A 26372-nucleotide genomic window follows, 5' to 3' on the forward strand; every position below is an offset into this window, starting at 1 on the left:
GCCTCTTTCACTCTCCTGGATCGTCTAAACCTGTTATAATAGGGATAAAAACTGATAGTAAGGATGCCGTTTATGCAGAGCTACTTATTACAACCTAAAGATATTAAGAAAATCACCGGAGAAGCCTTTTATACACGTGGAAAACAATACTATGAAGCGGGTAAAGTCTATGGTCTTTCCCATAATAGTGCCATCCGTTCCTGGCGTGCAGTGGTAGCGGGTACCCACGATTATGAAGTAAGGGTCTTCTTTTTTGAAGATGAAGATGTTGAAGCTACATGCGAATGTGCTGCTTACGCCACTTATTACACATGTAAGCATATTGCAGCTGTCCTAATTGCAATTCGTGAAAAATCGTTGGAAGAACTTGCCCCTAAACTCGCAGAAAAGGGGCGACGTAATCAGACGAGCACTTCCAATCAGGACCGAATGTTTGCGGTGAGCTTATTCGAAGCGTTCAGACAGCGCCAGGAAAACCGTGCAGGCCTTGATCTAAAGAAACCGCTCCAAGTCCAGTACATCCTACATATCCAATCCATTCTTGGTTCGAAAAGTCTTGGAGTTGAACTCAAACTTGGTGAAGGATATCCCTATGTGATTAAAAATATTCGTGACTTACTTGACCATATGCGGAAACAACAATCTTACCGTATTACAAAAAAGTTTACCTACGACCCTTCTGAACATTCCTTGAGTGAGGATGATCAGAAGATTTTCTCTCTTTTACAGCAGTCGTATGAACAGGAACAATTTTATGAACAGCAATGGAATGCAGCCGAACAGAAAATCTTGAAAGTCTCACCAGCGCTTATCCATACATTACTTCCCCTGTTAGAAGAACAGCAGGGGGAAGTTGTCGAACGCGGTGAAACAATCGGACCGGTAAAGTTTAAGGACGAATTTCCTGACCTATCCTTTTATGTATCTGAAGAGCGCGGACATTTCCATATGCATATGAGTCATTTAAAAGACTATGATTACTTTTCTGATTACCACCTTTTATATAAAAAAGGAACCTTCTATCCCATTGAGCAGGAAAAAGAAGAGGTCATCCGTACGTTATATTCCATCCTTCCATATAACTCAAATGGCAACCATACCGTCAGCCATCATGATATGGAAGGAATTGTTTCCTATGTGCTCCCTGAATTGGAGAGCATTGCTGATGTCAACTTGGATCAATCTGCTCAGGAAAAAATCGTGCAGGAACCGTTGAAGGCTGAAACGTATCTGGATTTTAATCATTGGACGCTTACCGTAGATGTCAAATTCCATTACGGACCGCTTTCCATTGATCCGTTTAATGAGCAGCCCATGAATAATCAAACGATTGTAAGAAGGGACAGGGAAACCGAGCAGAACATTATGGAGGTCATTGAGTCTGCCGAATTCAGGTTTGACGGTGAAATGGTTTACATTGAAGAGGAGGACCAAATTGAAAGCTTCCTTTATCAATACCTGCCGAAATTAAAAGAATTCAGCACGGTTTATTTATCTTCTGCTGTTCGGTCTCTGTTAGATCAACAGCAATATGAACTGCAGACTTCTGTAGAACTGGAGAGCGACGGGAACTGGCTGGATATCAACTTTACGATTGACGGAATCAGTACAGATGATGTAACGGAAGCATTGAAAGCCGTAATTGAAAAGAAAAAGTACTACCGCCTCTCTGATGGAGCCCTTCTTTCTTTAACATCTGATTCATTTGAACGGTTCCAAAAATTAGTGGATGAACTTAACCTTAGTACAAAGGATCTTGAGGACAATCAATTCCAAGTTTCCACCGCGAGAAGCTTACAAGTCGAAGATGTTCTGCAGCCCAATGAAGCGGAGCGAAACCAGTTATTCACTGAACTTGTGAATCGGTTGAAGTCCCCGCAATCCTTTGAGCTGGATCCGCCCGACTCGCTCCAGGCAGATTTGAGATCCTATCAGCTGACAGGTTTCCGTTGGATGAAAATGCTCAGCCACTATGGACTTGGCGGGGTACTGGCAGATGACATGGGACTCGGAAAGACGATACAGACCATTGCTTACCTACTCGATGAGAAAGAAAAAGGATTCTTGAAAGAACCAGCGATCATTGTTACACCAGCATCTCTTGTATACAACTGGAAAAAAGAAATCGAGAAGTTCGCGCCCGATCTATCTGTCCAAATCCTTACCGGCGACCCATTATGGAGACAGGAAGCTCTCTTAAAAGCTCATGAGAAGGATGTGTGGATTACTTCCTATCCCCTCCTTCGCCAGGATATTCAATCATACAAGGATCAAAAATTCCATGCGATGGTGCTCGATGAATCCCAGGCCATTAAAAATGAAACAACGAAAACAGCCGTGGCTGTAAGATCGCTCAAAGCGAAACACCGCTTCGCTTTAAGTGGAACGCCAATTGAGAATTCTCTCCAGGAACTGTGGTCACTTTTCCGTACGATTATGCCGGGATTCTTCACAAATAAAAAAGAATTCACTCAAATGAAGCCGGAGAAGATCTCCCTGATGACACGTCCGTTCATCCTCCGCCGTATGAAAACAGAGGTCCTTGACGAGCTTCCAGATAAAATTGATACCGTCCAATATTCTGAATTGACAAGAGAACAAAAAGAAGTCTATCTCGCATACCTCGAACGCATACAGGATGATATTCAGGAAACCATCGCCACGAAAGGGGTCCAGCGTGGGAAATTGGAAATTCTGGCAGGCCTGACACGGTTACGCCAAATTTGCTGCCACCCCTCCTTGTTCCTTGAAAACTATGAAGGACAATCCGGTAAGCTTGAGCAGCTGAAAGAGCTCACAAAGGAATTGAAAGAAAGCGGACACCGACTTCTTATTTTCTCTCAATTTTCAAGCATGCTCTCTCTGATGCACGATGAACTCGCCAAAACCGGTCTGGATGCCTTTTATTTAGATGGAAGTACCAAGTCCGAGAAACGGATGGAAATGGTGGAGGCCTTCAACAAAGGCGAGAAAGATGCCTTCTTTATTTCTTTAAAAGCAGGAGGAACCGGCTTAAATTTAACGGGAGCAGACACGGTCATTCTTTATGATTTATGGTGGAACCCGGCGATTGAAGAGCAGGCAGCAGGCCGCGCTCACCGTATCGGACAGGAAAAAGTGGTTCAGGTTATACGGATGATTTCAGAAGGAACTATTGAAGAGCGGATTTATCAGCTTCAGCAAAAGAAACGTGACCTTGTGGATCAAATCATTCAACCCGGTGAATCTATGCTCACCTCTCTGACTGAAGAAGAAATCAAACAATTGTTCAATTAGAATTCTACAATAAAATAATGTAACAAAAAGGCTGCCGGGAAATCCCGACAGCCTTTCTTTATGAGATGGTTTTCTTCTGCAATTTAAACCAATATCCGCCTAAGATACTTGCTCCAATCGTCATGGTTACTGTGGAAATAATCATATGAATCGAAGAAGCGAGTACAATATTTCCAGTGACGACAATAACAAATCCAACAACAGCATTCATCAAAATTGAGATGAGGTAAAGCCAGGAAAGTGTGATGTGATACTTAAACCTGGAAGCATAGATCACAAACCAAATCGCTGCTACAATAATGACCACTGTAGCCACCCAGTGCAGGGAATAAACCATATTAGCGATCGATTCGCTTGTGATTAAATATTCGACAGCAGGGATATCCATCATCACATTGCTTGCCCGGCTGTGCTTAAAGAAAGCCCCTAAAATTACTTGAAGTACATAAAGGCTGTACCCAAGCAGAAACGTACGGTAGCTCATGGAAACGGAAGACCAGCTGGTCCGGTTCAATTCGATTTTTTTCTCATGCAGACTGTAACTCAATAGTACAAGCACAACTAAAAGCAACTGACTGAAGGTTACATCGAACGTCGTAAAGCCAGGCGGTGTTCCAAGCAGTACATTCAATCCTCCAATGATGGATTGAAGAACGAGCAGCACCAAACTTAAAACGGCCAGAATAAGCACAGGCTTATGCTTACGGTATTTATAAATGGCTCCCAAAGCATTGATCGCTGTTAAAAAGATTAATAAAGGCACCATTAAGCGGTGGGAATATTCAATAATGACATGATAATCCGTGAAATCAGGGATTATGCGATCGTTACAAAACGGCCATGACGTTCCGCACGCATCACCGGAATCTGTCGCAACAACAAGGTTTCCGAGAATAAGAGCGAGGAACGTGACGAACGTTGTAAGAATAGAAAATTTCTTCATCGTCCTACCCTTTCTCTATTTAGGTCATAAGTTATTACTTCTAATACATAAGTAAATCATATCATGAATTATAAAGGATAGAGAAAGGAAAGCGCACTCATCTCTCATGAACTTTTTGTGAACGGCGTTTCCTGAACTTTTGGACGATTAAGTAAATAAGCGTAAGTAGGATCAGCGTTGTGTTGACCATAGAGAAAGCTGCTGCATGATAATCGTCATCCCAGTAAGAAACGGGACCTCTGAACGTATAACTGCTGATTGGATAAAACATCGGAACCGCATCGTTCACGTGAGTTAACAAATCAATAACAATGTGCCCAAGCCACGCATAAGCTGCCGCCGTCCATTTCGATAACTTTCTGCCTTTCCAGACAAGGATAATTATAAAAACAATGGCCCACACAAATACAGAATGACCCGCCTGTCTTAAAACAAAGACAACTGGATGTTCAAATAAATCATGAACAAGTCCGAACAAAGAACGCATTGGATCAGGGTCGTCAATGACCTGCCAGGCTTTCCTCCTGATGATTAAATAAAGAAACATGACATAGTAAACAATGTCAGGGAGAATACTTCCGAAAATAAACCAGCCGGTGTACCCTTTTTTTCTCGTTACAAAATAAGTCCAATAACCGTGGTGAAGTGTATTCATATTCCGTCTCTCCCTTTTTCCGCTTCCATTCACCCATTGTTTATCCTTCTGTCACAGGGGGAAACATAGACCATGGAAAGGAGTCGATTTCATGTATAAAGCTTACGTTTTTGACGCTTATGGAACAGTGTTTGATGTTCATAGTGTAATGAAGAAAATACATCAATTTTTCCCTGAGCAGGGACCGACAATCAGTCAGCAGTGGAGAGACAGACAAATCCACTACTTTTTGGTCAGGCAGGTCATGGGAGAATACCGCCCCTTTACAGACATTACCCGCTGGGCTTTATTAGATGCCCTCGCTAATAGCGATGTCTCCGTGAAACCTGATGTAGTCGAAGAGTTGATGGAGGAATACCAGCACCTCAGCCCTTATGATGAAGTATCTTCCCTTGCGGATGAACACCCTGACAAGACGTTCACCATTTTTTCAAATGGTACAAATTCCATGCTCGAACCGCTGCTTAAAAACACTAATTTGACAGAAACATTCAACCTGCTGAGTGCAGACGATGTGAAGGTTTACAAGCCACACCCGGAAGCTTATCAGTATGCACAAGAGAAACTGGGGGTGAAAAAGGAAGAAGTTCTTTTCTTCTCAAGCAATCCATGGGATATTGCTGGTGCAGCCTCCTACGGTTTCCACACAGCCTGGGTCAACCGCAAACAAGATAAATGGCCGGAACTCGGGATTGAACCTACCCATATCATTGATAACCTAATGAATATACCTGAATAAAAAGGAGTCCATGCATGGACTCCTTTTTTCTTATGTTAATTGCCCATGTAAAGGAACATGGGGTTCTACTTCTTTATCTTACTCTATCATAATATTAATCTGCTGAACGATTATCTTATCCAGCGAATGGTGGCAGCCTCAAGCCTATGTAAGGATTTTTTATCCTCTTAATTGGTTTTTAAAAAACAAGACCGTTTCAAGCTCGTCTTCCCGGTCTTTAAATAAGCTCAACTGTTTTCCAACAGCCACAGCAAATTCAATGTAGGCATTCCCTTCAGCTGTTATTAAATTTTCAGAGATTGTGACATCTGCTTCACTTTTATAGGAAGGGTTAAAGCAGGAAGGGAATTCAGCTGGTTCAATCGAAGATGAGTACTTTCTATTCCTTAAGACCGAGCTGCTGCCTAATAAAGTAGAGGCCCCACATATAGCCGCAATCCATTTATTGCCTTGATCAAAAGCTTGAATCAGGTTTTTCAGTGAATCTTCTTTAAACAGTGGTTCAGGGTCTCCACCTGGAATGATTAAAATATCATAATCATCAGCTAAACTTTCATTTGTGATATGGTCAACATGAACCTTGAACTTTCCACTGTGCGTTACTTCTTTAGTTAAGGCGGTTGTTGCAATTTCAACGTTTGTTTCACTTAAAATATAAGACAGCGGACTGATCTCCCAATCCACGTACCCATCATACAAAAAGAATAAAGCTTTCATATCCTTCATCCTTTCATCCGTAAATAGCAAGTAGAATTTTTTAAAAAATCTATGGAACCGGCAGATATAAGGGGGGATGTACTTTAGGGTGCTGCTTGTAATGGTCTGAAAAAGAAATGGAACCACCACTATTTAAGAATGCACAGAAAAACTCTAAAACTTTCTGTTCGCTGCGCTTTTCTACTGGTGCATCCTCTTAATTAAATAACACGTCTACATTTTACCATAATATTCCGATTATTCATTATTAAAGCAGCCTGCATATTCGTTCTTAATTTGATTCATCCTGAGGAAGAATCCTGGACATTAAAAAAGCAATGCAGTTCGTCTGCATTGCTTTTCATCTATACCGTCTGCTTTTGTTCTGCCCGGGCCTCCGCCTGAGCCTGCTTAATTAAGCAGCGTCCCTTCCCATGAGGTATACACATGGGTGTGCCGAACAACGGGTCTTCTCTTACATCACAGACCATTTCAAAGACATGCTGCATCATATCACATGTCACTACGTCTTCCGGCTGTCCCTGCGCATAGACTGTTTTATCTTTTACAGCAATAATATGGTCGGCATACCGACAGGCAAGGTTTATATCGTGCAGAACCATGACAATCGTCCGGCCATTATCCTGATTTAGATCAAATAGCAGATCAAGGATTTCAATCTGGTGGGTCATATCTAAGTACGTTGTCGGCTCATCTAAGAGAAGAGTGTCTGTGTCCTGCGCAAGCGTCATTGCAATCCAGGCACGCTGACGTTGTCCACCGGATAAGGAATCAACAGACCTGTCTTTCAAATCCATTAAATTCGTATCTTCTATTGCTTTTGTGACAGCCGCTTCATCTTCATCCGACCATCTCTTTGCAAAGCCCTGATATGGATAACGTCCTTGTTTAACCAACTGATAGACGCTTAGACCTTCTGGTGTCGTAGGACTTTGAGGAAGAACAGCCATCTTCTTGGCCACTTCTTTTGTACGCATTTTTGATATATCTTTACTATCCAGAACGACTTCGCCAGATTTAGGCTTCAACAGACGTGCCATAGAACGAAGCAGGGTGGACTTCCCACAGCCGTTACCCCCGATTAAAACAGTCACTTTTCCTTTTGGAATTGCAATATCGAGTGAATCTATAATAACGGAATCTCCATAGCCTAAGGTTAAATCATTTGTCAGCAAGGTATCCATAATCTGACCTCTCCTTTATGTCCTCACGAAATCTATCGCTTATGAACAACTCTTATCGTCTCGAATTCTATATTTTCTCTACTTACTAGTTTATGGGCTTAAAAGAATTGTGTCAATGAACTTGAGAATCATTTTCACTAAGGAATTGTGAACATTGTATGCACACCGGGTGGAATAAAGAACAAAGGGTCTGAGAGTAGAGCTGGCTGTATAAAGACTTGGGTTCAAGATGTTAGAGAATTTCTGATACGTTTAACAGCAATTTGAAGTACCGTAGATTACTCCAAGGCCTTTAACGGAGCTGCTCATTAAACAAATAAAGCCATCAGAATTAAGTCTTGATACTTATCTTCCATTTTTACTCCTTTTACTTTCCTTCCCTCTTCAAAAAAATTCATGCTTCTATACAATTGAACGGCCCCTATATTATCTTCCATTACTTCAAGACAGATCTTTTCTACTTGCTGATTCTTTCTCCCCCAGTCGACTAACGATTCTAGTAATGCTCTTCCAATGCCACAGTTGCGATACTCCGGCAATACGGTCATGCCGAATGACCCCTGGTGTTTAATTTTTTCATTGTCGCCATTTTTAAAATCTATAGCACCAACCAACTGATCATCAACTTCAGCAATAAACTGAACATAGTTTGGATTGTGATCGTACATTTCCAGCATATATTCAATGTCCAATACATCTAGATTTTCTACATCTTTTTCAGTACTTAACATGTAGGGAGCCTCCATCAAAATTTTAGAAGCATTGATCAACATCTGTTCTGCGTCTTGTTTAGCAGCCTCACGAACCTTTACCGTTTTATTATCTTTTGACTCGTAAGTATATACGGCACTTGTCATTTAACGTTCACTCCTCTTTATCAGCTTCAATTTAATATAAGACCAGCATTCGTTTATGGAGATTTCTTCGGGCGACTATCCGGCAGGGGGAGCATCCATAATTCTTCTGCCTCGTCCCTGGATATTTGAAAGTGATTGATAAAAAAGGTCTGGAGATTGGTTTCTACATGTTCATCCACCCATTTCCGGTAAGCAGCTATTAATTTTTTCACTTCCCCGTTACAATATTTCTCTATTAGGAAATGAACGATAAGAGTACTTCTCCAATAATCATAAAAAGCAGCTGAATAACTGAAATCATCCCCTCCGCGATATCCAGATTCACCAAAAAGATCGATCGTATACTCTCCGAAATCTTCTATATATATTTCTATTAACCGACGCTCCACTTCCATAATTTCATCGAATTTTTCTGACGATAAGATCAGCTTACGTGGAATGTAAAAGCACATCCCCTCTTCGAACCACATGTTTTCAACTCCTGCTTCATCCCAATCTTCAAATTCGGAATGAAAAAAATCAGCATGATGAGTTAACTCATGGGCGGCAATAACGGCAATATCATCTATTGAAAGGTTCCTATAATATTGATCAGCAATCGAAAGGTTTCTGGTAGTTGATAAAAAAATTCCCTTCCATGTATCTGGAAGCGGGTTTATATGGATTAAATCCCTTGATGTATAGGCTGGAAGGGGAATCGTTGAATAAAGCTTTGTCGCTGATTTGAGATCATGAAAAATGATTCCTCTCGGACATTTAAAAGTGGTCAAGTTCTCTAACGAATATGAGAATTGCTGGAGTTTATCTAAGACAAGTCTTCCACTCTGCTCTATTTCTGTAGTATAAGACGTATCTGTTACTGATACTGCATATTCCATAAATCCACCTCTGAAACTAAATTTAAAAAGGAAACTCCTTCCACACTAATTATTTCAAAGTACGACTATGATCTCAATGTAAAGGACTCTTGAAAAGGGAGGGAGGGATGAGTGAATACTTATATATAAATGGAGTAAAAAAATAATCTTCACCCTTTCATAAAGGATGAAGATTAGGAGTAATCCCAATAAATAAGAACCATTCCGTTAAAAGAAACCGACTGACGTTTCATGTGTGGGTGGTTCCACGAATACTAGTCCAAGCTCATAATGGTCACTTTCATACAGCGCTCTCTGAACATAACGGTTTTCCCCACGTTCATCACACACTTCAATCTTTGCAAAAGCGCCCGTGTTTTGTAAAGCTTCGTAAAACTGACTTTCTGATCTTACAGGAATGTTGTTCACGCGCATAATCAATTCACCTGGAATTAACCCCATCTGTGCGGCTGAGCTATTAGGAATCACACCGAGAATGCGGACCCCTTGTGGATGGGAAGAAAAGAAAGGCGTTTTATTTTCCCTTGCCCGGTGTCCTGTATAAATTAATTCCCGGGCGATGATACCAACGGCAACTACAGCCAACGCCAAAGGTTCAAAAAAGAAGCTTCCGATGGTAAGCATCAGTATAAGAACAGCAGCGAGAAATGTATGCCTTCCAATCGTTTTTGATGCAGTTTCCGGAGACTGTCCACGCACAAGCCACTCCATCCCCAGGACGAACGGAACAAGGACGATACCAAACGACTCTCCTCCAATGGAGATAAGCGGCCACCAAGAGGCAAATGGCTCGACTGCCCCTCCAGGTATGAGCGCAAAGAAAGGAACAATCGCTAACCTTCTTCCTCTATGCTGTCCAATCCACATCCCCCGCCTGCCCTTTGTTCTTTCAGGAAACGTATCCGAGGGTGTTGTTTTTAGCAGCAAGAGTGATTCTGTAAATAATAAGACGCTCATTAAAACCGTAATGCCCGTCAGTGGTGTTTCCTGCAGAGTTTCTATCCAAGAATAGTCCTGCCATTCTCCCGGCAGAAACGGCAGGACGAGTAGAAAGAGCGCAGTGATTCCCAAAGTATAAACAGAAGAGTGCCAGGTTAGTCTTCCCGTCAAACTGACCAGCAGCAGCACTCCTGCTATAAGGATTAAAAGCGGAAATGATAAAACGATACCTCCCGCAACGCCTGCCACCGATAAAAGAATACCGGATGAAAGAGCTGTGCTCCATGTGCCTTTCCATTCTGAAAAACGATCAAAGACTCTCGTTCCAAACGCACTTCGTTCCTGTTTGATCCTTTTTGCTGATAACCATACAACCATACCAACAGCTATGTATAAAAATGGGAGAGAAAACATTCTCCCTATTCCCTCTATGAACTCCATACTCCAAACACCCAACATTATTCTCCTTTCAAAACGCCGACTAAGATGATTCTTTCTTCTACGGTGGCTATCCTGCCTATGAAACGAAAAAATCCGCAGTCTCAGACTACGGATATATTTCGTCAATGTTTGGCAGAATCCTGCTTATTGAAACAATACCTCTACGGCTTTTTGCATCTGCTTATCATTTTCTTCTTTTCTTACTTCGGAAATAATAGACTCTTCCAACTTGCCGCCTGTCTTTTCATTGACTTCTCCGGTAACTTCAAGGCCGGCTGATTTCTGGAAGGCTTCCACTGCAGATTTGGTTTCTTTACTAAAGTAACCATCTGTGCGGCCTGGATCATAACCGAGTCCTTCAAGCATCTGCTGGATATTTTTCACTTTTTCGCTGTTATCATTATAGGTCAGCGGTTCTTTAACATCCACTGGATTTGTGTAGAAGTAATCCGGCTGTTTGACCGCTACTGTAGGTTCAATACCTTTTTCATGGATCCAATTTCCTTCAGGCGTCAACCATTTATAAAGGGTCAGCTTAATTGTACTGCCATCTCCCATAGGTATGGCCTGCTGAACCGTCCCTTTTCCGAAGCTCTTCGTACCAACCAATTCATAGCCGCCGGCTTCCTGCATGGTAGCTGCCAGAATTTCTGACGCTGACGCACTTCCTTCATCCATTAACACGGTGATTGGATATGGTTTTTTCTCTTTCGTTTCAGAGAAGTAGCGCGTTTTTTCACCGCTGCGATCTTCTACCTGAACAATCGGCTGATCATCAGGAATGAATTCTTTTAATATCTCCTGTACGTCTGTAAATAGACCTCCAGGGTTTCCTCGCACATCAATGACCAATCCGTCCATGCCATCGTTCTCTAATTTCTCCAGGGCTTTATGAAACTCGTCGGAGGTCTTTTCTGAAAACGAAGTAATCTCGATGATCCCAGCTTTCTTACCGTCCACCTTCTTCGTGTCCGTATAGACGGTTTCAAGTGGAATATCATCACGAGTGATATCAATACTTAATGGGTCTGTTACTCCGGGACGATCAATCTGCAAGGTTACTTCCGTCCCTTTTTCGCCGCGGATTTTCAATACAGCTTCGTATAAGTCCAATCCTTCTACGCTTTTTCCATCTACTTTCAGGATTTGGTCATTCGGCTTAAGACCTGCTTTTTCTGCCGGAGACCCTTTAATCGGAGCGACGATCGTCACTTTATCGTTCACCATACTTACTTCTGCTCCGATCCCCTGGAAAGAGGACTCAATCGTTTGATTGAACTGCTCCATCGTTTCCGGGTCCATATAGACGCTGTAAGGATCCTCCAAGGTGTCCAGCATCCCTTGTATAGCCCCTTCAACTAATTGATTTTTATCAACTTCTTCTACGTAATTTTCCTGAATCACATTATAGGCCTGCTTAACTTTTTCTAAGTCTGTACCACCCGACATGCTTTTTAAGAACTCTTTCTGCTCTTCTTCTGTCAAACTGCCGAAGTTTTCAGCATCTTTATTGGCGTATTGCTCCGATGTAGATTGTGTCTCAGCACTATCGGCGAAGTATTCTATGCCTATATAAGAACCAGCCGCTCCCAATAGGACCGCCAGCGCTAATAACAGCGCGACATAACGCGGTTTTAGATTCATCGCATTCACCCTTCTATAATGGATTTCTTTATTTCCTCTATACTAGCAAAAAAGCGCCTTCAACGTAAATGTATCATGATTCTTATATTAACGTATGCAGCGTGTTCCTGGAGCATGTCCACTTCATTATAGGATATCACCACTCATCTATCTACCTATTTCTGGATAAGATAGAACGCTGACATAGGCGGGGCGGTACCTTTCTGAAATCAGCCTGGAAAATACGGTCCTGCTCTGGATTTCTTCAGTTAAAAATAAAGACTGCCTCGTTCGGAGACAGTCTTCACCATCAAATTTCGTATCCATATTCGCCCTGGCTCTGATCACGGACAACCATGCCGTCTTCAATCGCTATGACACGCTTACGAATCGTATTGACGATCTCTTTACTGTGCGTAGCCATTAAAACGGTGGTCCCACCCATGTTGATTTCTTCAAGGATATGCATAATCTCCCAGGAGGTATCCGGGTCAAGGTTTCCTGTCGGCTCATCAGCAATCAAAACTTTTGGATGGTTTACAATTGCCCGGGCAATGGAAACACGCTGCTGTTCTCCTCCAGAAAGCTCATCCGGAAGGAAGCGTGCTTTATTTTTTAAGCGGACCTGGTCCAGGACATCCATCACGCGGCGTCGGATATTTGCTGGATCCTCTTCAATTACTTCCAGAGCGAAGGCCACGTTTTCATAAACCGTAAGCGTCGGCAGTAAACGAAAATCCTGATAAACTACACCAATCTGACGCCGAAGGGCAGGAATACGACGCTGTTTCATTGTAGAAGTATTCATATCGTTAATTAAAACGGTCCCTGTTGTTGGCTTTTCCTCACGATAAATTAATTTTGTGAAGGTTGATTTACCGGCACCACTGGGCCCTACAATATAAACGAATTCACCTTGATCAATCGTAACGTCAAGACCATTCAAGGCCGTGACTCCATTCTGATAGGTCTTATAAACCCCTTGCATCTGTATCATAAACGAATCACCTTAATTTCTAATTTTGTTAACTAAATCGTTACCGTATCTATTTTTACAAACACTATCATTATAACATTAATTGTCGTTTTTTTTAGACATGAAATTATTACATTTATTTGTCAGACCTCATCCCACAAAAAAAGCCCGGCTGAATGCCGGGCCTTTTCGAGTTATGGATTTACTTCTTTGTCTCCAACCAGCTTGCAACCAGCTGGGCATCTTCATCGGAAACGCCTTCCTGCGCCGGCATTTGTCCTTTACCATTCTTGATGATATTTACAATTTCATCAGCTGAATAGTCTGCACCAACGTTGGTCAAAGCTGGACCGAAACCGCCGCCAAGGTCTCCACCATGACAACTTGCACAGTTATTTTGAAAGACTTTCTCGGCTGCTGCTGTATCTACCGTATCCCCTTCGCCGCCTTCTTCCGCATCTTCATTAGATTCCTCGTCCATTCCTTCGTCCGCATTTTCATCTGTGCTTTCATCAGTACTTTCATCCATACCTTCATCTGTTTGTTCTTCTGTGGTGTCATTTGTGCCTTCATCCGTGCTTCCTTCATCACCGCCGCCCCCACAAGCGCTTAGGACCAAAACGAGTCCTAACATGAGAGTGAATAAAACCTTCTTCATTAAGCATCCCCCTCGGAATTTTGTTCAGATATAGAGATATTATAACCGAGTCAGGTCGTTTTGAAACCCTCTCCAAGCACCTCTGTCGCATTCATAGCCACTACAAACGCACCCGGGTCAACGGTCTTTACGGTTTGTGTCAATTTTATAAATTCGTTCTGCTGAACCACACACATAACCACCCGGCGTTCCCGGTCAGTGTAGCCGCCTGCACCGCTTAATACGGTCACGCCGCGGTCAATCCGCTTGAAGATTGCTTCCCTGACTTCATCTACATCTTCCGTGATGATCATCACATTTTTAGATGTGTTTAATCCAACTTGAACAAAATCAATCGTCCGGCTTGTGGCAAACAGCCCGATTAAAGCATAAAGACCCTCTTCTAATGAAAAAACGATGGCCGAAGTGAGAACGATCATGCCATCTAATAAAGCTACACTCACACCAAGAGGCAGGTGAGTGAACTTGTGAACAACTTGTGCAGCTAAATCAATTCCGCCGGTAGAAGCTCTTCCGCGGAAGACAATACCAAGTCCAAGTCCTACGCCCATGCCGCCGAAGATAGCGCCTAAAAGCGGATCAGGTGTCGCTGGAGCCATATCGTTCGTCAACAAGACAAACAGGGGCAGAGTGACCGTCCCTACAAAAGACTTTAATCCAAAGTTCTTCCCTAAGATGACAACTCCCATAATGAAAAGAGGGATGTTCAAAATCCATTGAACGACTCCAGGTTCCCAGTCAAATATCCCTTTCGTTATCGTACTGATTCCCGCTACGCCCCCGGAGGCGATATTATTTGGTAATAGAAACAAATTAAATGCCAGTGCTACGAAAAAAGAACCTAAAATGACCAGGCCGTAATCAATCCCATGCCTGAGACCTGGAGGCATTGGTTCCCGACGGTATTTTTTTGCCATCATCATGATGTTCAACTCTCCCTATGTATGAATACTTGCTATAAACCGATAGGAGTATACCATTCACCTATTACTCTGTAAATAAGAGTGAAATAACGTATTAACACAGTAAAGCAGCAGGCTTTCCGTTTAGTTTCTGCGTATGAGAGACATCTATACTTCTATAAAAAAAGCGGGGCATCTAAGATGCCCCGCTTTTTAATATTACGATTTATACGATTCATGTTTTGCCATTACTTCAGCTAACAGCTCAAGCACATCATCACGCATATTTTCACGTTCCATAGCAATCGCCAGCGTCGTTTTAATAAACCCGAGCTGATCACCGACGTCATAGCGGTCGCCTTTAAACTCATAACCATACACCGGCTGCTCAAGATTTAAACGTTCAATTGCATCCGTAAGCTGAATCTCACCGCCTGCTCCTGTTTCCTGATTAGACAAGAGATCCATAATTTCAGGTGTGAACACATAACGGCCGATAATCGCTAAGTTTGAAGGTGCCTCATCTACGGAAGGCTTCTCTACAAAGTGTTCTACTTGATAACGGCGGCCTTCCTGATCTTTTGGTGCAATGATGCCGTACCGGTCTGTCTCGTCTTCCGGTACCTGCTTCACACCAATAACAGATGATTTTGTTTCCTCATACTGATTAATCAGCTGCTTTAAGCATGGCTCATCCGAACGGACAATATCATCTCCCAGAAGGACAGCAAATGGTTCATTTCCTATAAACTTACGGGCACACCAAACCGCGTGACCAAGACCTTTAGGTTCTTTTTGACGAATATAATGAATATCTACTTCCGCCGATTCCTGCACTTCTTCCAGAAGATCAATTTTCCCTTTTTTATAAAGGTTGTCCTCTAATTCAAATGCATGATCGAAGTGATCTTCAATCGCCCGCTTCCCTTTACCAGTTACGATAATGATATCTTCAATACCCGATTGAATAGCTTCCTCCACAATGTATTGAATGGTTGGTTTATCGACAATGGGAAGCATTTCTTTCGGCATCGCTTTTGTTGCCGGTAAAAACCTTGTCCCAAGCCCGGCAGCAGGGATAATTGCTTTTTTCACCTTCATGTCCAACACGCCTCCTCATTCCTATGTAAGTACTTTCATAGTAGCAGAAAAATTCAGAAATGAATAGATGAGAGTCAGATTAACACGAGGTTAACAGAGCAGAAACTAAAAAAGATCCTCACGTCACGTAAGGATCTTTTTTGAATTAGTTATCCATTTTTGAACGGAGATAAGAATTAATAAACTTATCAAGGTCGCCATCCATTACTCCCTGTGTATTACCAATCTCTTCATTTGTACGATGGTCTTTCACCATAGAATAAGGGTGGAAAACGTAAGAGCGGATCTGGCTGCCCCAGCCGATTTCTTTTTGTTCCCCGCGGATGTCATCCAGCTGCTGCTGCTGGCGCTCAATCTCAAGTTGATAAAGCTTTGCTTTCAACATCTTCATCGCTTGTTCACGGTTTTTAATTTGAGAACGTTCGGACTGACAGGTTACAACCGTATTCGTCGGCAGGTGAGTAATACGAACGGCAGAGTCCGTCGTATTGACGTGCTGACCACCAGCACCACTGGAACGGTACGTGTCGATTTTTAAATCTTCCGTACGAACATCAATTTCAATTTCGTCGTTAAACTCCGGCATCACTTCACACGAAACAAAGGACGTGTGGCGGCGGCCTGAAGAGTCAAACGGAGAGATACGCACGAGGCGGTGCACTCCTTTTTCTGCTTTTAAATAGCCGTAAGCATTGTGACCTTTAATAAGAAGGGTAACACTCTTTACGCCCGCTTCATCACCGGGAAGATAGTCCATCGTCTGAACAGAGAAACCTCGCTTCTCCGCCCATCTTGTGTACATACGTAAAAGCATGCTTGCCCAGTCCTGGGATTCTGTTCCGCCGGCACCAGGGTGCAGTTCTAAAATTGCATTGTTCTTGTCATAAGGTTCACTCAGCAGAATGTTCAGCTCAAATTGATCCAGGTCATTCTTAAGTTGTTGAACTTCCTGTTCCAAGTCTTCACGAAGTTCTGCATCGTCTTCCTCTTTCACAAGCTCATAAGAAACCTCTAAGTTCTCATGCGTTTCTTCATGCTCTTCCAATGTGTGAACAAGGCCTTTCAGACCGTTCACTTCATCAATGACTTTCTGTGCTGTGTTCTGATCGTCCCAGAAACCCGGCTCAGTCATTTGTTCTTCTAATTCCGCAATTCGGGTTTTTCTTTGATCGACGTCAAAGAGACCCCCTGAAGTCCGCTAATCGTTCAGCTGTATTATCAAGTGCATGGCGAATATCTGCCATATCCATATGAATCACTCCTCTATTATTCTAAAAACAAGGGAAGACACCCTCCGTGAAGAGAGTGCCTTAATTCCCTATTTCCCGTGGCAATTTTTATATTTCTTCCCGCTTCCGCAAGGACAAGGATCATTGCGGCCGACGGTATCTTTTCTGACGTACGGGGATTTTTTCTTGTTTTCTTTACTTTCTTCTCCACTGCCGGAGACAGCTTTCGCTCCCTGAGCGACTTCCTGGCGCTGGAGGTTGCTGCGAATCTGCGCTTTCATGACATAACGGGAAACTTCTTCATCGATGTTTGCCACCATTTGTTCAAACATACGGAAGCCTTCAAAGTTATATTCACGAAGCGGATCATTCTGACCATACGCACGCAGGTGAATCCCTTGACGCAGCTGATCCATCTGGTCAATGTGGTCCATCCACTTCTGGTCAACGGTACGAAGAAGGATGACTTTTTCAAACTCACGCATCTGTTCTTCTGTCAGCTCTTCTTCTTTCTCATCGTAACGCATTTTGACTTTCTCAAGAATCAACTCCTGCATTTCTTCAGGGTCTTTTCCTTTTAAGTCATTAACGGTGACGTCACCTTCTTGAAGCAGGTTCGCACGCACATATTCAACAATGCTCTCAAGCTCCCAGTTTTCTTCTTCTTCATCACTTGTATGAACGCCCACAGTCTGGGAAACTGTCCGTTCAATCATCTGTTCAATGATATCGCGGAGATTTTCCGACGTAAGAACATCGTAACGCTGCTTATAAATGACTTCACGCTGCTGGCGTAGAACGTCATCATAAGAAAGAACAGTCTTACGAGCGTCAAAGTTGTTACCTTCGACACGTTTTTGAGCAGACTCAACAGCACGAGAGATCATTTTACTTTCAATCGGCTGAGAATCATCCATCCCTAAACGGTCCATCATCGAGCGTATATTATCTGATGCGAAACGACGCATCAGTTCATCATCCGTTGCCAGATAGAATTGAGACATACCCGGGTCACCCTGACGACCGGCACGACCACGAAGCTGGTTATCGATCCGGCGGGACTCATGTCGCTCTGTACCAAGGACGGCAAGACCGCCAACTTCTTTCACGCCATCTCCAAGTTTAATATCTGTACCACGACCAGCCATGTTGGTAGCGATGGTAACGGCTCCTTTTTGACCGGCATTCTCAATAATTTCCGCTTCACGGAAGTGATTTTTCGCGTTCAATACATTGTGAGGCACGCGTGCTTTTGTTAAATAGCGGGAGATAATTTCAGACGTTTCAACCGCTACTGTACCAACAAGCACAGGCTGTCCTTTTTCATGACGCTCTTTAATATCTTCAACTACGGCTTTGAACTTGCCATCCATCGTTTTGTAAACAAGGTCCGGTTTATCATCACGTGCAATGTCACGGTTGGTCGGGATGACCACGACACGCATATTATAGATGTTCAAGAATTCTTCTTCCTCGGTTTTCGCTGTACCTGTCATACCGGACAGCTTCTCGTACATACGGAAAAGGTTCTGGAACGTAATCGATGCAAGCGTCATGCTTTCATTCTGAATCTCCAGTCCCTCTTTTGCTTCAATAGCCTGGTGGAGACCATCGCTGTAACGGCGGCCTTTCATCAGACGGCCGGTAAACTGGTCAACGATGACAACTTCTCCATCTTCCACAACATAGTCAGTATCACGCTGCATAGACGTATGTGCTTTTAACGCCTGGTTAATGTGGTGAATTAACGACACATTGGAAAGATCGAATAAGTTTTCAATTTTGAAAAAGCGTTCCGCTTTATTAATGCCTTCTTCTGTCAGCTGGACATTTTTCGTTTTTTCATCGTACGTATAGTCCTCTTCATGAGCAAGCAGACGAACAAAGGAGTTCGCTCCAACATATAGATCCGCTGATTTAGCCGCTGAACCTGAAATAATTAGAGGTGTACGTGCTTCATCGATAAGAATGGAGTCCACCTCATCAATGATGGCATAATGCAGCGGACGCTGAACCATTTGTTCCTTATACAGCACCATGTTGTCACGAAGATAATCGAAACCGAATTCGTTATTCGTTCCATAAGTGATGTCAGCTGCATAGGCTTCACGTTTTTCCTCTTTGGACATCCCATTAGAGTTTAATCCAACGGTCAGTCCAAGGAATTGGAACAACTCGCCCATTTCGGTCGCATCACGGCTCGCCAAATAATCGTTGACCGTGATGATGTGGACGCCTTTTCCTGTGATGGCGTTTAAATAAGCAGGCATGGTGGAGGCAAGAGTTTTACCTTCACCGGTTTTCATTTCTGCAATATTGCCTTCGTGGAGGGCAATCGCACCAAGGAGCTGCACAGGGAATGGACGCATGTTTAACACACGTTTAGAAGCTTCACGGACAACCGCAAAAGCTTCCACTAACATATCATCTAACGTTTCGCCTTTTTGATAGCGTTCTTTAAACTCTTCGGTCTTATTCTTTAGTTCTTCATCTGATAACTTTTCTATTTGTGATTCCATCGCTTCAATGTCATCCGCGATTTTTTCCAATCGCTTCAATTGACGGGTGTTTCCATCGCCAAATATTTTCTTTAAAGTTCCAAGCATTGCAACCGCTCCTCTATTGATTTCCGATCTTCGGTTGAATAGTTTAATCCATGTATTATCATAACACTAAGAGAAGCAGGCTGACAATAAAGGACGTAGGACAGAAGGCACCGGGGAGATTATGTAGAAGGAGCTAAAGGGATGGACGGTTCTCTCATGGTGCTATGAAGGGAATTGAGCTGTCGTTGATCTAAATCGATCAGGCGCTGATTTGTCGCTCCGATGATGTGAACGAGCTGCACTATCGTATCTTCCTGCTGTCTTAATCGCTGGTAAATATTGCTGCAGTCTTTACAAGTCATACGTTCACCTCCTATATCTTCTTTTTATACTAGAGAAAACAGAAAAAAACGAATGACGAAAAAGGAAGTTTCGGGCAGGAAATGGATTGTAAATTTTAATTTTCGCCGAGGGAAATTTAAGTTTTCCATAGTGTTCTAATCTTATAAGATTAGTTTCCGAACTTTTGAGTGAATGTATGAATAAGGACCTGCAGACCGATTTCTTTCAGCATGAAAATAAAGAGGCTCATAGTTTTCAGACACCACACTTAAAGTAAGATGATTTTGCGTTTGAGAAGTGGGTATGTGGTGAGCTTCCTCAGGCTTTACGCCTTCAAACAAAGCAAAAAAAATAAAAAAAACACCTCTGCCGATGCAGAGGTGTTTTTTTCTATTCCTTTATCACGTTTCAATCAAGCCGTAACGGCCGTCGCGACGTTTATAAACAATGTTCGTTTCATCCGTATTCGCATTTGTAAAGACGAAGAAGTTGTGACCTAACATATCCATTTGAAGGGCCGCTTCTTCACTGTCCATTGGTTTCAAGTCAAAGCGTTTTGTTTTTACAATTTGGACATCTGTATCATCTTCTTTTGTTTGAACCTGCTGTGCCTCGCGTTCAAGCTCGGCAAATACATATTTCGGAGCACCCTCTTGTCGGAATCGGCGATTCACCTTCGTTTTATGCTTACGAATTTGACGTTCCAATTTATCTACCACAAGATCGATGGCAGCGTATAAATCTGTGTTGTGTTCCTCGGCACGAAGAAGTAGATTCTTCATTGGAATAGTGACCTCGATTGTCTGCTCATCATTGTAAACACTTAAGTTAACGTGGACCTCAGAAGACGGCGGAGTGTCAAAGTAGCGTTCAAGCTTGCCCACCTTTTTCTCCACATATTCTTTAATAGAATCCGTCACTTCCAGGTTTTCACCACGAATATTGTACTGTAGCATTAGAAGTGTCCTCCTTTCATCTATGTGTATATATTCTATCATACCCACGGCCTTTCCTGCATAAACTTTCTAAATATTTTGTCATTTTTGTGTCGGTAATTGTTGGAATTTGTCCCTTCAGAAAGAAAAGCAGGTGGAATAAGGAAAAATTCTTGTCGTTTCAGTGATCCTTGGCCCATCCTTTCTCATAACTTGAATCCATTTTATATGAACTTTTTTAATCTTATAGATTTCAGGAATCAAATTCCAAATCTATGGTAGATAAGCCCAAAAAAGAGCCCAGGCAGCAGCCTGTGCTCTTTTGAGTCACTCATATATCGACCAAATGTCTCTTACAACGCCTTCACCGACAGCAGCAGAACCTCCGAAGATTCTATAATAAGTGGTCTGCTTTTGTTCAAGATAGGATTTTATTGCCGGATTAAGGTGGTCTTTAGGTGTCAACAACAGTGGGTCCTCTACCGAAAAGACAGAACCAGCCAGTGCATCGGCAAAGTTTTTCCCGGTTGCCAGACTGACAGATTGGGCTTCCATATCAAAATACTCCACCACAGCAAGGGAAGTAGCATAACGATCTTTACCGGAGATACGATCAGCATCCGGCATCTGACGGAACACATCTTCACTAATGACACCTGTACCGCCTACAACATAACTTTGGCTATAGTTGCTTAATGCCTCTTCTGTAGCTGCAGGCACCCTCTCTTTATCAGTCAAAAGAATAGGCATCGTTTGGCCGGCAGCCACAGGAGCTATAGAAAGCGCATCAGGGAAGTTCTTTCCATAGGCTACGACCGCTTTATTTGATGATGGCAGGGTTTCAGCGATAGCCGCCGCTGTCTCGTAACGGTTCTTACCGGCTATACGATCAACAGAAAGGCTGAGCTCCTCTTTAAGGTAATCTTCCACATTCTGTGAAACCGCCCCGGTTCCTCCGAGAATCGTGACATGCTCTGTTTCAAGCTCTGATAACGTGCTCTTTGTAACAGCTGGAAGCGATGCTTTTCTAGTTAATAGAATAGGAGCATCCAATTGTTCCGCAAGTGGAGCACCGGCAAGCGCATCAGGGAAGTCCTGTCCGGTCGCCAGGACTACGTTTTCTGATGGATGACGATCAGCATCCAGTCGTGCGATATTAGCCGCTGTTTCATAACGGTCTTCGCCATAATAACGGTTAATCATCGGTTCTTTTTCATAAATATCTGGAATTAAAGCATACGTCTCTCCTGTATCCAGGTTTGCTTCATCGGTTGCTTTTATGTAATAAACACCAGGTTCAAGCGTATATAAACCGCCATACCCATATTCATCACTCTGTTCATAATACGCATCGACTTCATTGCCATCGCGGTCCATTACGTCTGCATTCATTTCCATTTCTGTAATGAAATCATCATCTACCGCAAAAAACGATAAGTTAAAGTCAACCGCCTGATCGCCATTCACTTCCAGTTTATAATAATCCACATCCTGGTCCGTTAAATCACCAAGAACCATTGTTCCAGGTGCCACCTGATTCGCTTGCGAAGGAGAGTCATTCGGTTCTTCCTCTTCCATACTTTCACTAAGGTGGTCCTGCAGCACAACTTTACTTGAGGTCATCTTTTGTTTTTCTGTTGTTTCTGCTGAGGCCTGCCCAACAGGAATTGCAAGCAGACTGACAGCCAATAGCGCTGACGCTGCTATTTCGACAGGTTTCTTCATCCTACCTTCCCCCTTGGTTATCATTAAATCGTTTACACGTTTATTCTCTTACACTGTCGGATTATATAGAAAATTCCGTTTGAAATCTACCTTTCATAGGAAATACCCTAATCTTCTAAACGAACTTTGTTTTCTATTACTCCGTTAAAGGCTGGTGGTTACAAATTTCAATCTTTGAGGCGCTTCTCTTAGCTTAATTTAATTGGAGGAGTCACACACACATATGGTGGGTTGGAAAACGGCGAGACTCCTGTGAGATTAGCATGATCAGTGAGATTCCAGAAGGCAAAGCTGAGGAATCTCACCACATGCACACGGAAAGCGAGCCGTTTCCCGGCCACCATATCCTCAATAAGGGAGCTTGTATGAAATCTCATTAGAGAGATGCTTTTCAAAAAAAAGAAGCATCTATAGACGCCTCTTGTTAGTGTGCGATGTAAGGCTTCACAAACGCCTCAACCCGCGCTTTCCAGCTCTTATAAGCAGGGATAACCTTTTCAACAAGTAACTGTTTCTTCTCTTCATTTGACTCAAAGCTGAACCAGCCTTGAAGCATTTGGACAATCTCATGAAAATCAGTAATTAAAACTTGGACTTCTTCTCTTTCTTCAAATAAGTCTGCCATTTGGTCATGGCTTCGACTTACCTGCTCCAGAGCAAGGAGCAGATCCTGGAACACCTGTGCCGTTTGGGGAGGTGCCTGTTCCGCTATTTTATTTTCCAAGTAAATAAGCGCCTCGCTGATTGTTTTCAACAGCTCGTCATACTGTTCAAGCATGTGATGCTGTTCTGAAGTTAGTACGGACAAATAATCACCTATTCTATTTTTTATGGTCTACATACATACCATCATACGTGGACACACTTTTGTATGGATTCACATACCGCTGTTTCGTGGATGGTTGTTTTTTCACATTGCGGATATCCTTTTTCAAGTCTACCATAATCAGCCCGAGTTTCTGATTGATTTGCAAATCCATTTCTTTTACCTTTTGAATCACCGCTCTCTGCTCATCATGTTCGGGTTGAGGGAGGACCTCCAGTAACTCTTCCCTATTTGCTAGAAGGTTAGTTATCCTATTAATAATATCCGTTCGATTTTTCTCTGTCACAGGTTGATGGATAACTTCATTCAGTTCCTCAGTAACGGTTAAAAATTCGTTCCACGCTGTCACTACGCATTGCCGCCTTGTCCGTACTGTGTCTTACGTGTCTGTAGAATCACCTGTTTCCACGTGTCACGGAATTCTTCCACCAACCCCTGTACTTCATCCAGGATGGCCGGATCGTTTTTTGTATTCGCTTCAATCAGACGGCGGTTCATATAATCATAAAGCGGAAGGATCTGTTGACTGATCTCATACTGCTGATCCATGGTCACCATCAGCTCCTGGATGATTTTCTGAGCTTTTTGGATGTTTGTATTTTTCTTTTCAATTTCATTGTTTTCCATCGCTTTTTTAGCCGCTTTGGTGAACTTAATGCAGCCATTATAAAGCATTAAGGTCAGTTCACCTGGTGAAGCTGTTTCGACTGTGTTGTTTTGATACGCTTGAATAGACATACGTGTAACGCTCCTTTAATCCCATTTATCCACTGAAGTTCTGCATAATAAAAGCCGACTGAGAGTTCATCCGTTGAAGAGCTTTCTCCATCGCCCCAAACTCACGCCAGTAGCGGTCTTCGATATTATTTAAACGATCCTGAAACGAATCCATCGCATCATCTAAATCATCAATCCGGTTCCCAAGGATAAAGTTATTATCAAGGGAGGTGGACTTTCCGGCTTTTTGTTCAATCGATTTCACCGTTTCCTGAATGGAGGTTTCCAATCTTCTTGCAATGCCCGGCTGTTCATCAGTTCCTGAGAAAAGCTGATGAACAGATTCTGGATCTTCTCTAAGAGCTTTGCGAAGATCTGTTTCTGTAATGGTCAGCTTTCCTGCGTCGCGGTAGTTGGAAGAGGAGGTAATGCCGATTTCAGACATCATCGTAAAATTCCCAGTGTTTTGAACAGGCGTATACCAGTTCTCACGCATTTTAACCAACGCACCTTCGACTACTGAATCGTTACGCAGCAAGCCGCTTTTCGCCTTTTCATCCCACAGCTCAATCTCCCGCTCTTCCATATCTTCTTTCTGCTTATCCGTAAGCGGAGAGAAATCGCGGTACTTTTTCTCTTGTACTTTTCCATTCAAGTCTTCAATGATCTTATTATACTTATCTACAAATTCAACGATCTTATCAAGCGCATCATCAACGTTGTTGGACACACTTAGTTTTACGTTCCCGTCTGTTACATCATTAAAGTTAAACGTTACACCGTTTAACGTGTAGTTGTTTGAATGTGAGCTGATTTTAAGTCCGTTATTATAGGTGAACTCTGCATCCTGCCCACCCTTTTCATTCAGCTTCCATGTTCCTGAAGAATTGTCCCCATTCTTGATTCCAAGTGTAGTCGCCAAAAATTCTGCACTGCCGTCAAAGCCGATTTCCGCACCGAGAAATTCATTTTCATCCTGATTAAAGTTCCCGGTGACCGTTCGTTCCATCATCACCTTGTCTGCGCTTTCATCATAAAACGCGCGGACACCTAAATCAGAATCACTGATCTCAGAAAGAATATCATTGAGCGACTTATCCCCCGTCACATCAAACGACTGCGTATTCTTTGTACCATCTTCATTGTACGTAGTAATGGAGAACGTTTCGCCAAGAGTAAGGTTATTTTTTAAGTTGCCCTGCTGTGTACTGAGATCTGCATCAGGATCAAAAATCGCCCCATCCTTGGTGAGGGTTGTTTCACTAAAGTTATAAGCCGAAGTCGCGAGCTTCTCGACACTCAGCGTATAGTCACCGTTCCCAGCTGCTGAACTAGCCGTAGCTGAAACGGCATCCGTTGATGAAGAGACACTTTTTGAGTTGTATGTACGCTCAAGTTTCATATCAAAAGCAAGCGTATCAAGCTCGCCCAGCTGCTTATTCACATCGCGGTACGCATCACGCTGCCACGTTAACCACTCTTTATCCTGCTCCATTTTATTGAGTGGCTGTCGTTCCGCTTTCATTAGATCACTGACGATCTGGTCTATATCCATACCGGAGGCCAGCCCTCCGATCCGCATATCACTCATGTTATCACCCGCTTATATTTTCTGGTCGACCATTATTCCAATCGATTCTTCAATAGACGCATATAAATCCAGCATCTTCTTAGGAGGTATTTCTTTTACCACTTCATTCGTATCGTTATTAACAACGGTAACGTAGTACTCGCCAAGTTTGTCATGAAACTGAAATCGTAACGATGTTTTAAGAGATTCCAAGATGGTATTCATGCTGTCAGTTATCTGCTGAATCTTTTCATTGGAAGGCTTATATGTAGAACTGTCTTCTCTTACTAGTTTCTCCTGAACAGATGTCACTGCATCAAGTTGTCCTGTATTTCTCTGCAGAAGCTGTGAGTGGGCTAAATGACCGACATTCACCTTCAACAACTCCTCTAAAGTATTCGTTTGCTTTTATATCGGTTGGATAGGAAGGAATATTAAGCAGATCATGATTGTGATTTATTTCCATAGGTTCTGTTAAAGTCTGATGTTTCTTAAAAAATGGTTCTCTATAATCCCGACTTCTATAGAACCAGCTTTAGGGGGCTAGGGTTGGATAGGAAATAACTCGCTTTCCTACGGGGGAACTGGCAAGC

At 42.7% G+C, this 26372-nt stretch carries 25 protein-coding genes; 2 read left to right on the forward strand and 23 right to left on the reverse strand.

Going from position 1 to position 26372, the window contains the following annotated elements; all coding sequences use genetic code 11:
- Nucleotides 1–72 precede the first annotated feature (72 nt).
- Entirely contained in the window at nucleotides 73–3276 is a 3204-nt protein-coding gene (locus LC036_RS07575; protein WP_226580535.1) for an SNF2 helicase associated domain-containing protein, read from the forward strand.
- Nucleotides 3277–3334: 58 nt separating this feature from the next.
- Here LC036_RS07575 and LC036_RS07580 read toward each other — a convergent pair whose 3' ends face one another.
- Nucleotides 3335–4219 (reverse strand): COX15/CtaA family protein, encoded by an 885-nt coding sequence (locus tag LC036_RS07580; protein WP_226580538.1) that lies wholly within the window; start codon nucleotides 4217–4219, stop codon nucleotides 3335–3337.
- A 97-nt stretch (nucleotides 4220–4316) separates the two neighbouring features.
- Nucleotides 4317–4874 (reverse strand): metal-dependent hydrolase, encoded by a 558-nt coding sequence (locus LC036_RS07585; protein WP_226580540.1) that lies wholly within the window; start codon nucleotides 4872–4874, stop codon nucleotides 4317–4319.
- Nucleotides 4875–4965: 91 nt separating this feature from the next.
- On the opposite strand from LC036_RS07585, the gene LC036_RS07590 reads away from it, so the two are divergent.
- Nucleotides 4966–5613 (forward strand): haloacid dehalogenase type II, encoded by a 648-nt coding sequence (locus tag LC036_RS07590; RefSeq protein WP_226580542.1) that lies wholly within the window; start codon nucleotides 4966–4968, stop codon nucleotides 5611–5613.
- 159 nt (nucleotides 5614–5772) lie between these two features.
- On the opposite strand, the gene LC036_RS07595 is transcribed toward LC036_RS07590, so the two are convergent.
- The 21 genes from LC036_RS07595 to flaG all read right to left on the reverse strand — a co-directional run bounded on the left by LC036_RS07595 (nucleotide 5773) and on the right by flaG (nucleotide 26154).
- A complete protein-coding gene (locus tag LC036_RS07595; RefSeq protein WP_226580544.1) occupies nucleotides 5773–6330 on the reverse strand; it encodes a DJ-1/PfpI family protein in 558 nt (185 codons plus the stop codon).
- Nucleotides 6331–6674: 344 nt separating this feature from the next.
- A complete protein-coding gene (locus LC036_RS07600) occupies nucleotides 6675–7514 on the reverse strand; it encodes an ABC transporter ATP-binding protein (protein ID WP_226580546.1) in 840 nt (279 codons plus the stop codon).
- A 308-nt stretch (nucleotides 7515–7822) separates the two neighbouring features.
- Entirely contained in the window at nucleotides 7823–8287 is a 465-nt protein-coding gene (locus tag LC036_RS07605) for a GNAT family N-acetyltransferase (protein WP_413229878.1), read from the reverse strand.
- A 137-nt stretch (nucleotides 8288–8424) separates the two neighbouring features.
- Nucleotides 8425–9249, reverse strand: a complete 825-nt coding sequence (locus tag LC036_RS07610; protein ID WP_226580550.1) for a hypothetical protein — start codon at nucleotides 9247–9249, stop codon at nucleotides 8425–8427.
- Nucleotides 9250–9456: 207 nt separating this feature from the next.
- Nucleotides 9457–10629 carry a PDZ domain-containing protein gene (locus LC036_RS07615; protein ID WP_226580554.1) on the reverse strand — a complete coding sequence of 391 codons (1173 nt, stop codon included), beginning with the start codon at nucleotides 10627–10629 and terminating at the stop codon, nucleotides 9457–9459.
- Nucleotides 10630–10773: 144 nt separating this feature from the next.
- Nucleotides 10774–12273, reverse strand: a complete 1500-nt coding sequence (locus LC036_RS07620) for a S41 family peptidase (RefSeq protein WP_226580557.1) — start codon at nucleotides 12271–12273, stop codon at nucleotides 10774–10776.
- A gap of 147 nt (nucleotides 12274–12420) precedes the next feature.
- Nucleotides 12421–12579: a hypothetical protein gene (locus tag LC036_RS07625; protein ID WP_226580560.1), complete on the reverse strand. Its 159-nt coding sequence runs from the start codon at nucleotides 12577–12579 to the stop codon at nucleotides 12421–12423.
- Complete coding sequence (gene ftsE / locus LC036_RS07630) at nucleotides 12563–13249, reverse strand: cell division ATP-binding protein FtsE (RefSeq protein ID WP_226580563.1); 687 nt, start codon at nucleotides 13247–13249, stop codon at nucleotides 12563–12565. Before ftsE ends, LC036_RS07625 begins: the two co-directional genes overlap by 17 nt.
- Nucleotides 13250–13430: 181 nt before the next feature.
- Nucleotides 13431–13886, reverse strand: a complete 456-nt coding sequence (locus tag LC036_RS07635) for a c-type cytochrome (protein ID WP_226580566.1) — start codon at nucleotides 13884–13886, stop codon at nucleotides 13431–13433.
- Between the two features lie 50 nt (nucleotides 13887–13936).
- Entirely contained in the window at nucleotides 13937–14776 is an 840-nt protein-coding gene (locus LC036_RS07640) for a YitT family protein (RefSeq protein ID WP_413229879.1), read from the reverse strand.
- A gap of 231 nt (nucleotides 14777–15007) precedes the next feature.
- Nucleotides 15008–15889 carry a UTP--glucose-1-phosphate uridylyltransferase GalU gene (galU, locus tag LC036_RS07645; protein ID WP_226580569.1) on the reverse strand — a complete coding sequence of 294 codons (882 nt, stop codon included), beginning with the start codon at nucleotides 15887–15889 and terminating at the stop codon, nucleotides 15008–15010.
- A gap of 145 nt (nucleotides 15890–16034) precedes the next feature.
- Nucleotides 16035–17139, reverse strand: a protein-coding gene (gene prfB / locus LC036_RS07650; protein WP_226580572.1) for a peptide chain release factor 2 whose coding sequence is annotated in 2 segments (ribosomal slippage) — nucleotides 16035–17066 and nucleotides 17068–17139 — 1104 coding nt in all. Because the reading frame shifts where the segments join, the coding sequence is not laid out codon by codon here.
- Nucleotides 17140–17207: 68 nt separating this feature from the next.
- Nucleotides 17208–19724, reverse strand: a complete 2517-nt coding sequence (gene secA / locus LC036_RS07655) for a preprotein translocase subunit SecA (protein ID WP_226580575.1) — start codon at nucleotides 19722–19724, stop codon at nucleotides 17208–17210.
- A 119-nt stretch (nucleotides 19725–19843) separates the two neighbouring features.
- Nucleotides 19844–20026 carry a hypothetical protein gene (locus LC036_RS07660; RefSeq protein WP_226580578.1) on the reverse strand — a complete coding sequence of 61 codons (183 nt, stop codon included), beginning with the start codon at nucleotides 20024–20026 and terminating at the stop codon, nucleotides 19844–19846.
- 381 nt (nucleotides 20027–20407) lie between these two features.
- Nucleotides 20408–20962 carry a ribosome hibernation-promoting factor, HPF/YfiA family gene (hpf, locus tag LC036_RS07665; RefSeq protein ID WP_226580581.1) on the reverse strand — a complete coding sequence of 185 codons (555 nt, stop codon included), beginning with the start codon at nucleotides 20960–20962 and terminating at the stop codon, nucleotides 20408–20410.
- Nucleotides 20963–21268: 306 nt separating this feature from the next.
- Nucleotides 21269–22666 (reverse strand): cell wall-binding repeat-containing protein, encoded by a 1398-nt coding sequence (locus LC036_RS07670; protein WP_226580584.1) that lies wholly within the window; start codon nucleotides 22664–22666, stop codon nucleotides 21269–21271.
- A gap of 424 nt (nucleotides 22667–23090) precedes the next feature.
- Nucleotides 23091–23474: a hypothetical protein gene (locus LC036_RS07675; protein WP_226580587.1), complete on the reverse strand. Its 384-nt coding sequence runs from the start codon at nucleotides 23472–23474 to the stop codon at nucleotides 23091–23093.
- Between the two features lie 13 nt (nucleotides 23475–23487).
- Nucleotides 23488–23841, reverse strand: a complete 354-nt coding sequence (locus tag LC036_RS07680; RefSeq protein WP_226580589.1) for a flagellar protein FliT — start codon at nucleotides 23839–23841, stop codon at nucleotides 23488–23490.
- A complete protein-coding gene (gene fliS, locus LC036_RS07685) occupies nucleotides 23841–24230 on the reverse strand; it encodes a flagellar export chaperone FliS (RefSeq protein WP_226580592.1) in 390 nt (129 codons plus the stop codon). The genes LC036_RS07680 and fliS overlap by 1 nt, the downstream gene beginning before the upstream one ends.
- A 25-nt stretch (nucleotides 24231–24255) precedes the next feature.
- Nucleotides 24256–25800, reverse strand: coding sequence for a flagellar hook-associated protein 2 (locus tag LC036_RS07690; protein ID WP_226580595.1), 1545 nt, complete (start codon nucleotides 25798–25800; stop codon nucleotides 24256–24258).
- Nucleotides 25801–25812: 12 nt separating this feature from the next.
- Nucleotides 25813–26154 carry a flagellar protein FlaG gene (gene flaG, locus LC036_RS07695; RefSeq protein ID WP_226580597.1) on the reverse strand — a complete coding sequence of 114 codons (342 nt, stop codon included), beginning with the start codon at nucleotides 26152–26154 and terminating at the stop codon, nucleotides 25813–25815.
- Between the last annotated feature and the right edge of the window lie 218 nt (nucleotides 26155–26372).

Origin of the sequence: Halobacillus litoralis, assembly GCF_020524025.1 — a bacterium.
Classification (GTDB): domain Bacteria; phylum Bacillota; class Bacilli; order Bacillales; family Halobacillaceae; genus Halobacillus; species Halobacillus litoralis_D.

What these genes read in the sequence shown, in the direction of transcription:
- LC036_RS07580 (WP_226580538.1), bottom strand. Translation starts at nt 4,219, where the DNA reads ATGAAGAAATTTTCTATTCTTACAACGTTCGTCACGTTCCTCGCTCTT.
- LC036_RS07660 (WP_226580578.1), bottom strand. Translation starts at nt 20,026, where the DNA reads ATGACTTGTAAAGACTGCAGCAATATTTACCAGCGATTAAGACAGCAG.
- LC036_RS07625 (WP_226580560.1), bottom strand. Translation starts at nt 12,579, where the DNA reads ATGGATACGAAATTTGATGGTGAAGACTGTCTCCGAACGAGGCAGTCT.
- LC036_RS07615 (WP_226580554.1), bottom strand. Translation starts at nt 10,629, where the DNA reads ATGGAGTTCATAGAGGGAATAGGGAGAATGTTTTCTCTCCCATTTTTA.
- LC036_RS07670 (WP_226580584.1), bottom strand. Translation starts at nt 22,666, where the DNA reads ATGAAGAAACCTGTCGAAATAGCAGCGTCAGCGCTATTGGCTGTCAGT.
- LC036_RS07600 (WP_226580546.1), bottom strand. Translation starts at nt 7,514, where the DNA reads ATGGATACCTTGCTGACAAATGATTTAACCTTAGGCTATGGAGATTCC.
- LC036_RS07595 (WP_226580544.1), bottom strand. Translation starts at nt 6,330, where the DNA reads ATGAAAGCTTTATTCTTTTTGTATGATGGGTACGTGGATTGGGAGATC.
- galU (WP_226580569.1), bottom strand. Translation starts at nt 15,889, where the DNA reads ATGAAGGTGAAAAAAGCAATTATCCCTGCTGCCGGGCTTGGGACAAGG.
- LC036_RS07635 (WP_226580566.1), bottom strand. Translation starts at nt 13,886, where the DNA reads ATGAAGAAGGTTTTATTCACTCTCATGTTAGGACTCGTTTTGGTCCTA.
- LC036_RS07620 (WP_226580557.1), bottom strand. Translation starts at nt 12,273, where the DNA reads ATGAATCTAAAACCGCGTTATGTCGCGCTGTTATTAGCGCTGGCGGTC.
- LC036_RS07605 (WP_413229878.1), bottom strand. Translation starts at nt 8,287, where the DNA reads ATGTTGATCAATGCTTCTAAAATTTTGATGGAGGCTCCCTACATGTTA.
- fliS (WP_226580592.1), bottom strand. Translation starts at nt 24,230, where the DNA reads ATGTCTATTCAAGCGTATCAAAACAACACAGTCGAAACAGCTTCACCA.
- hpf (WP_226580581.1), bottom strand. Translation starts at nt 20,962, where the DNA reads ATGCTACAGTACAATATTCGTGGTGAAAACCTGGAAGTGACGGATTCT.
- LC036_RS07585 (WP_226580540.1), bottom strand. Translation starts at nt 4,874, where the DNA reads ATGAATACACTTCACCACGGTTATTGGACTTATTTTGTAACGAGAAAA.
- LC036_RS07610 (WP_226580550.1), bottom strand. Translation starts at nt 9,249, where the DNA reads ATGGAATATGCAGTATCAGTAACAGATACGTCTTATACTACAGAAATA.
- ftsE (WP_226580563.1), bottom strand. Translation starts at nt 13,249, where the DNA reads ATGATACAGATGCAAGGGGTTTATAAGACCTATCAGAATGGAGTCACG.
- secA (WP_226580575.1), bottom strand. Translation starts at nt 19,724, where the DNA reads ATGCTTGGAACTTTAAAGAAAATATTTGGCGATGGAAACACCCGTCAA.
- LC036_RS07590 (WP_226580542.1), top strand. Translation starts at nt 4,966, where the DNA reads ATGTATAAAGCTTACGTTTTTGACGCTTATGGAACAGTGTTTGATGTT.
- LC036_RS07575 (WP_226580535.1), top strand. Translation starts at nt 73, where the DNA reads ATGCAGAGCTACTTATTACAACCTAAAGATATTAAGAAAATCACCGGA.
- LC036_RS07690 (WP_226580595.1), bottom strand. Translation starts at nt 25,800, where the DNA reads ATGAGTGATATGCGGATCGGAGGGCTGGCCTCCGGTATGGATATAGAC.
- LC036_RS07640 (WP_413229879.1), bottom strand. Translation starts at nt 14,776, where the DNA reads ATGCCTCCAGGTCTCAGGCATGGGATTGATTACGGCCTGGTCATTTTA.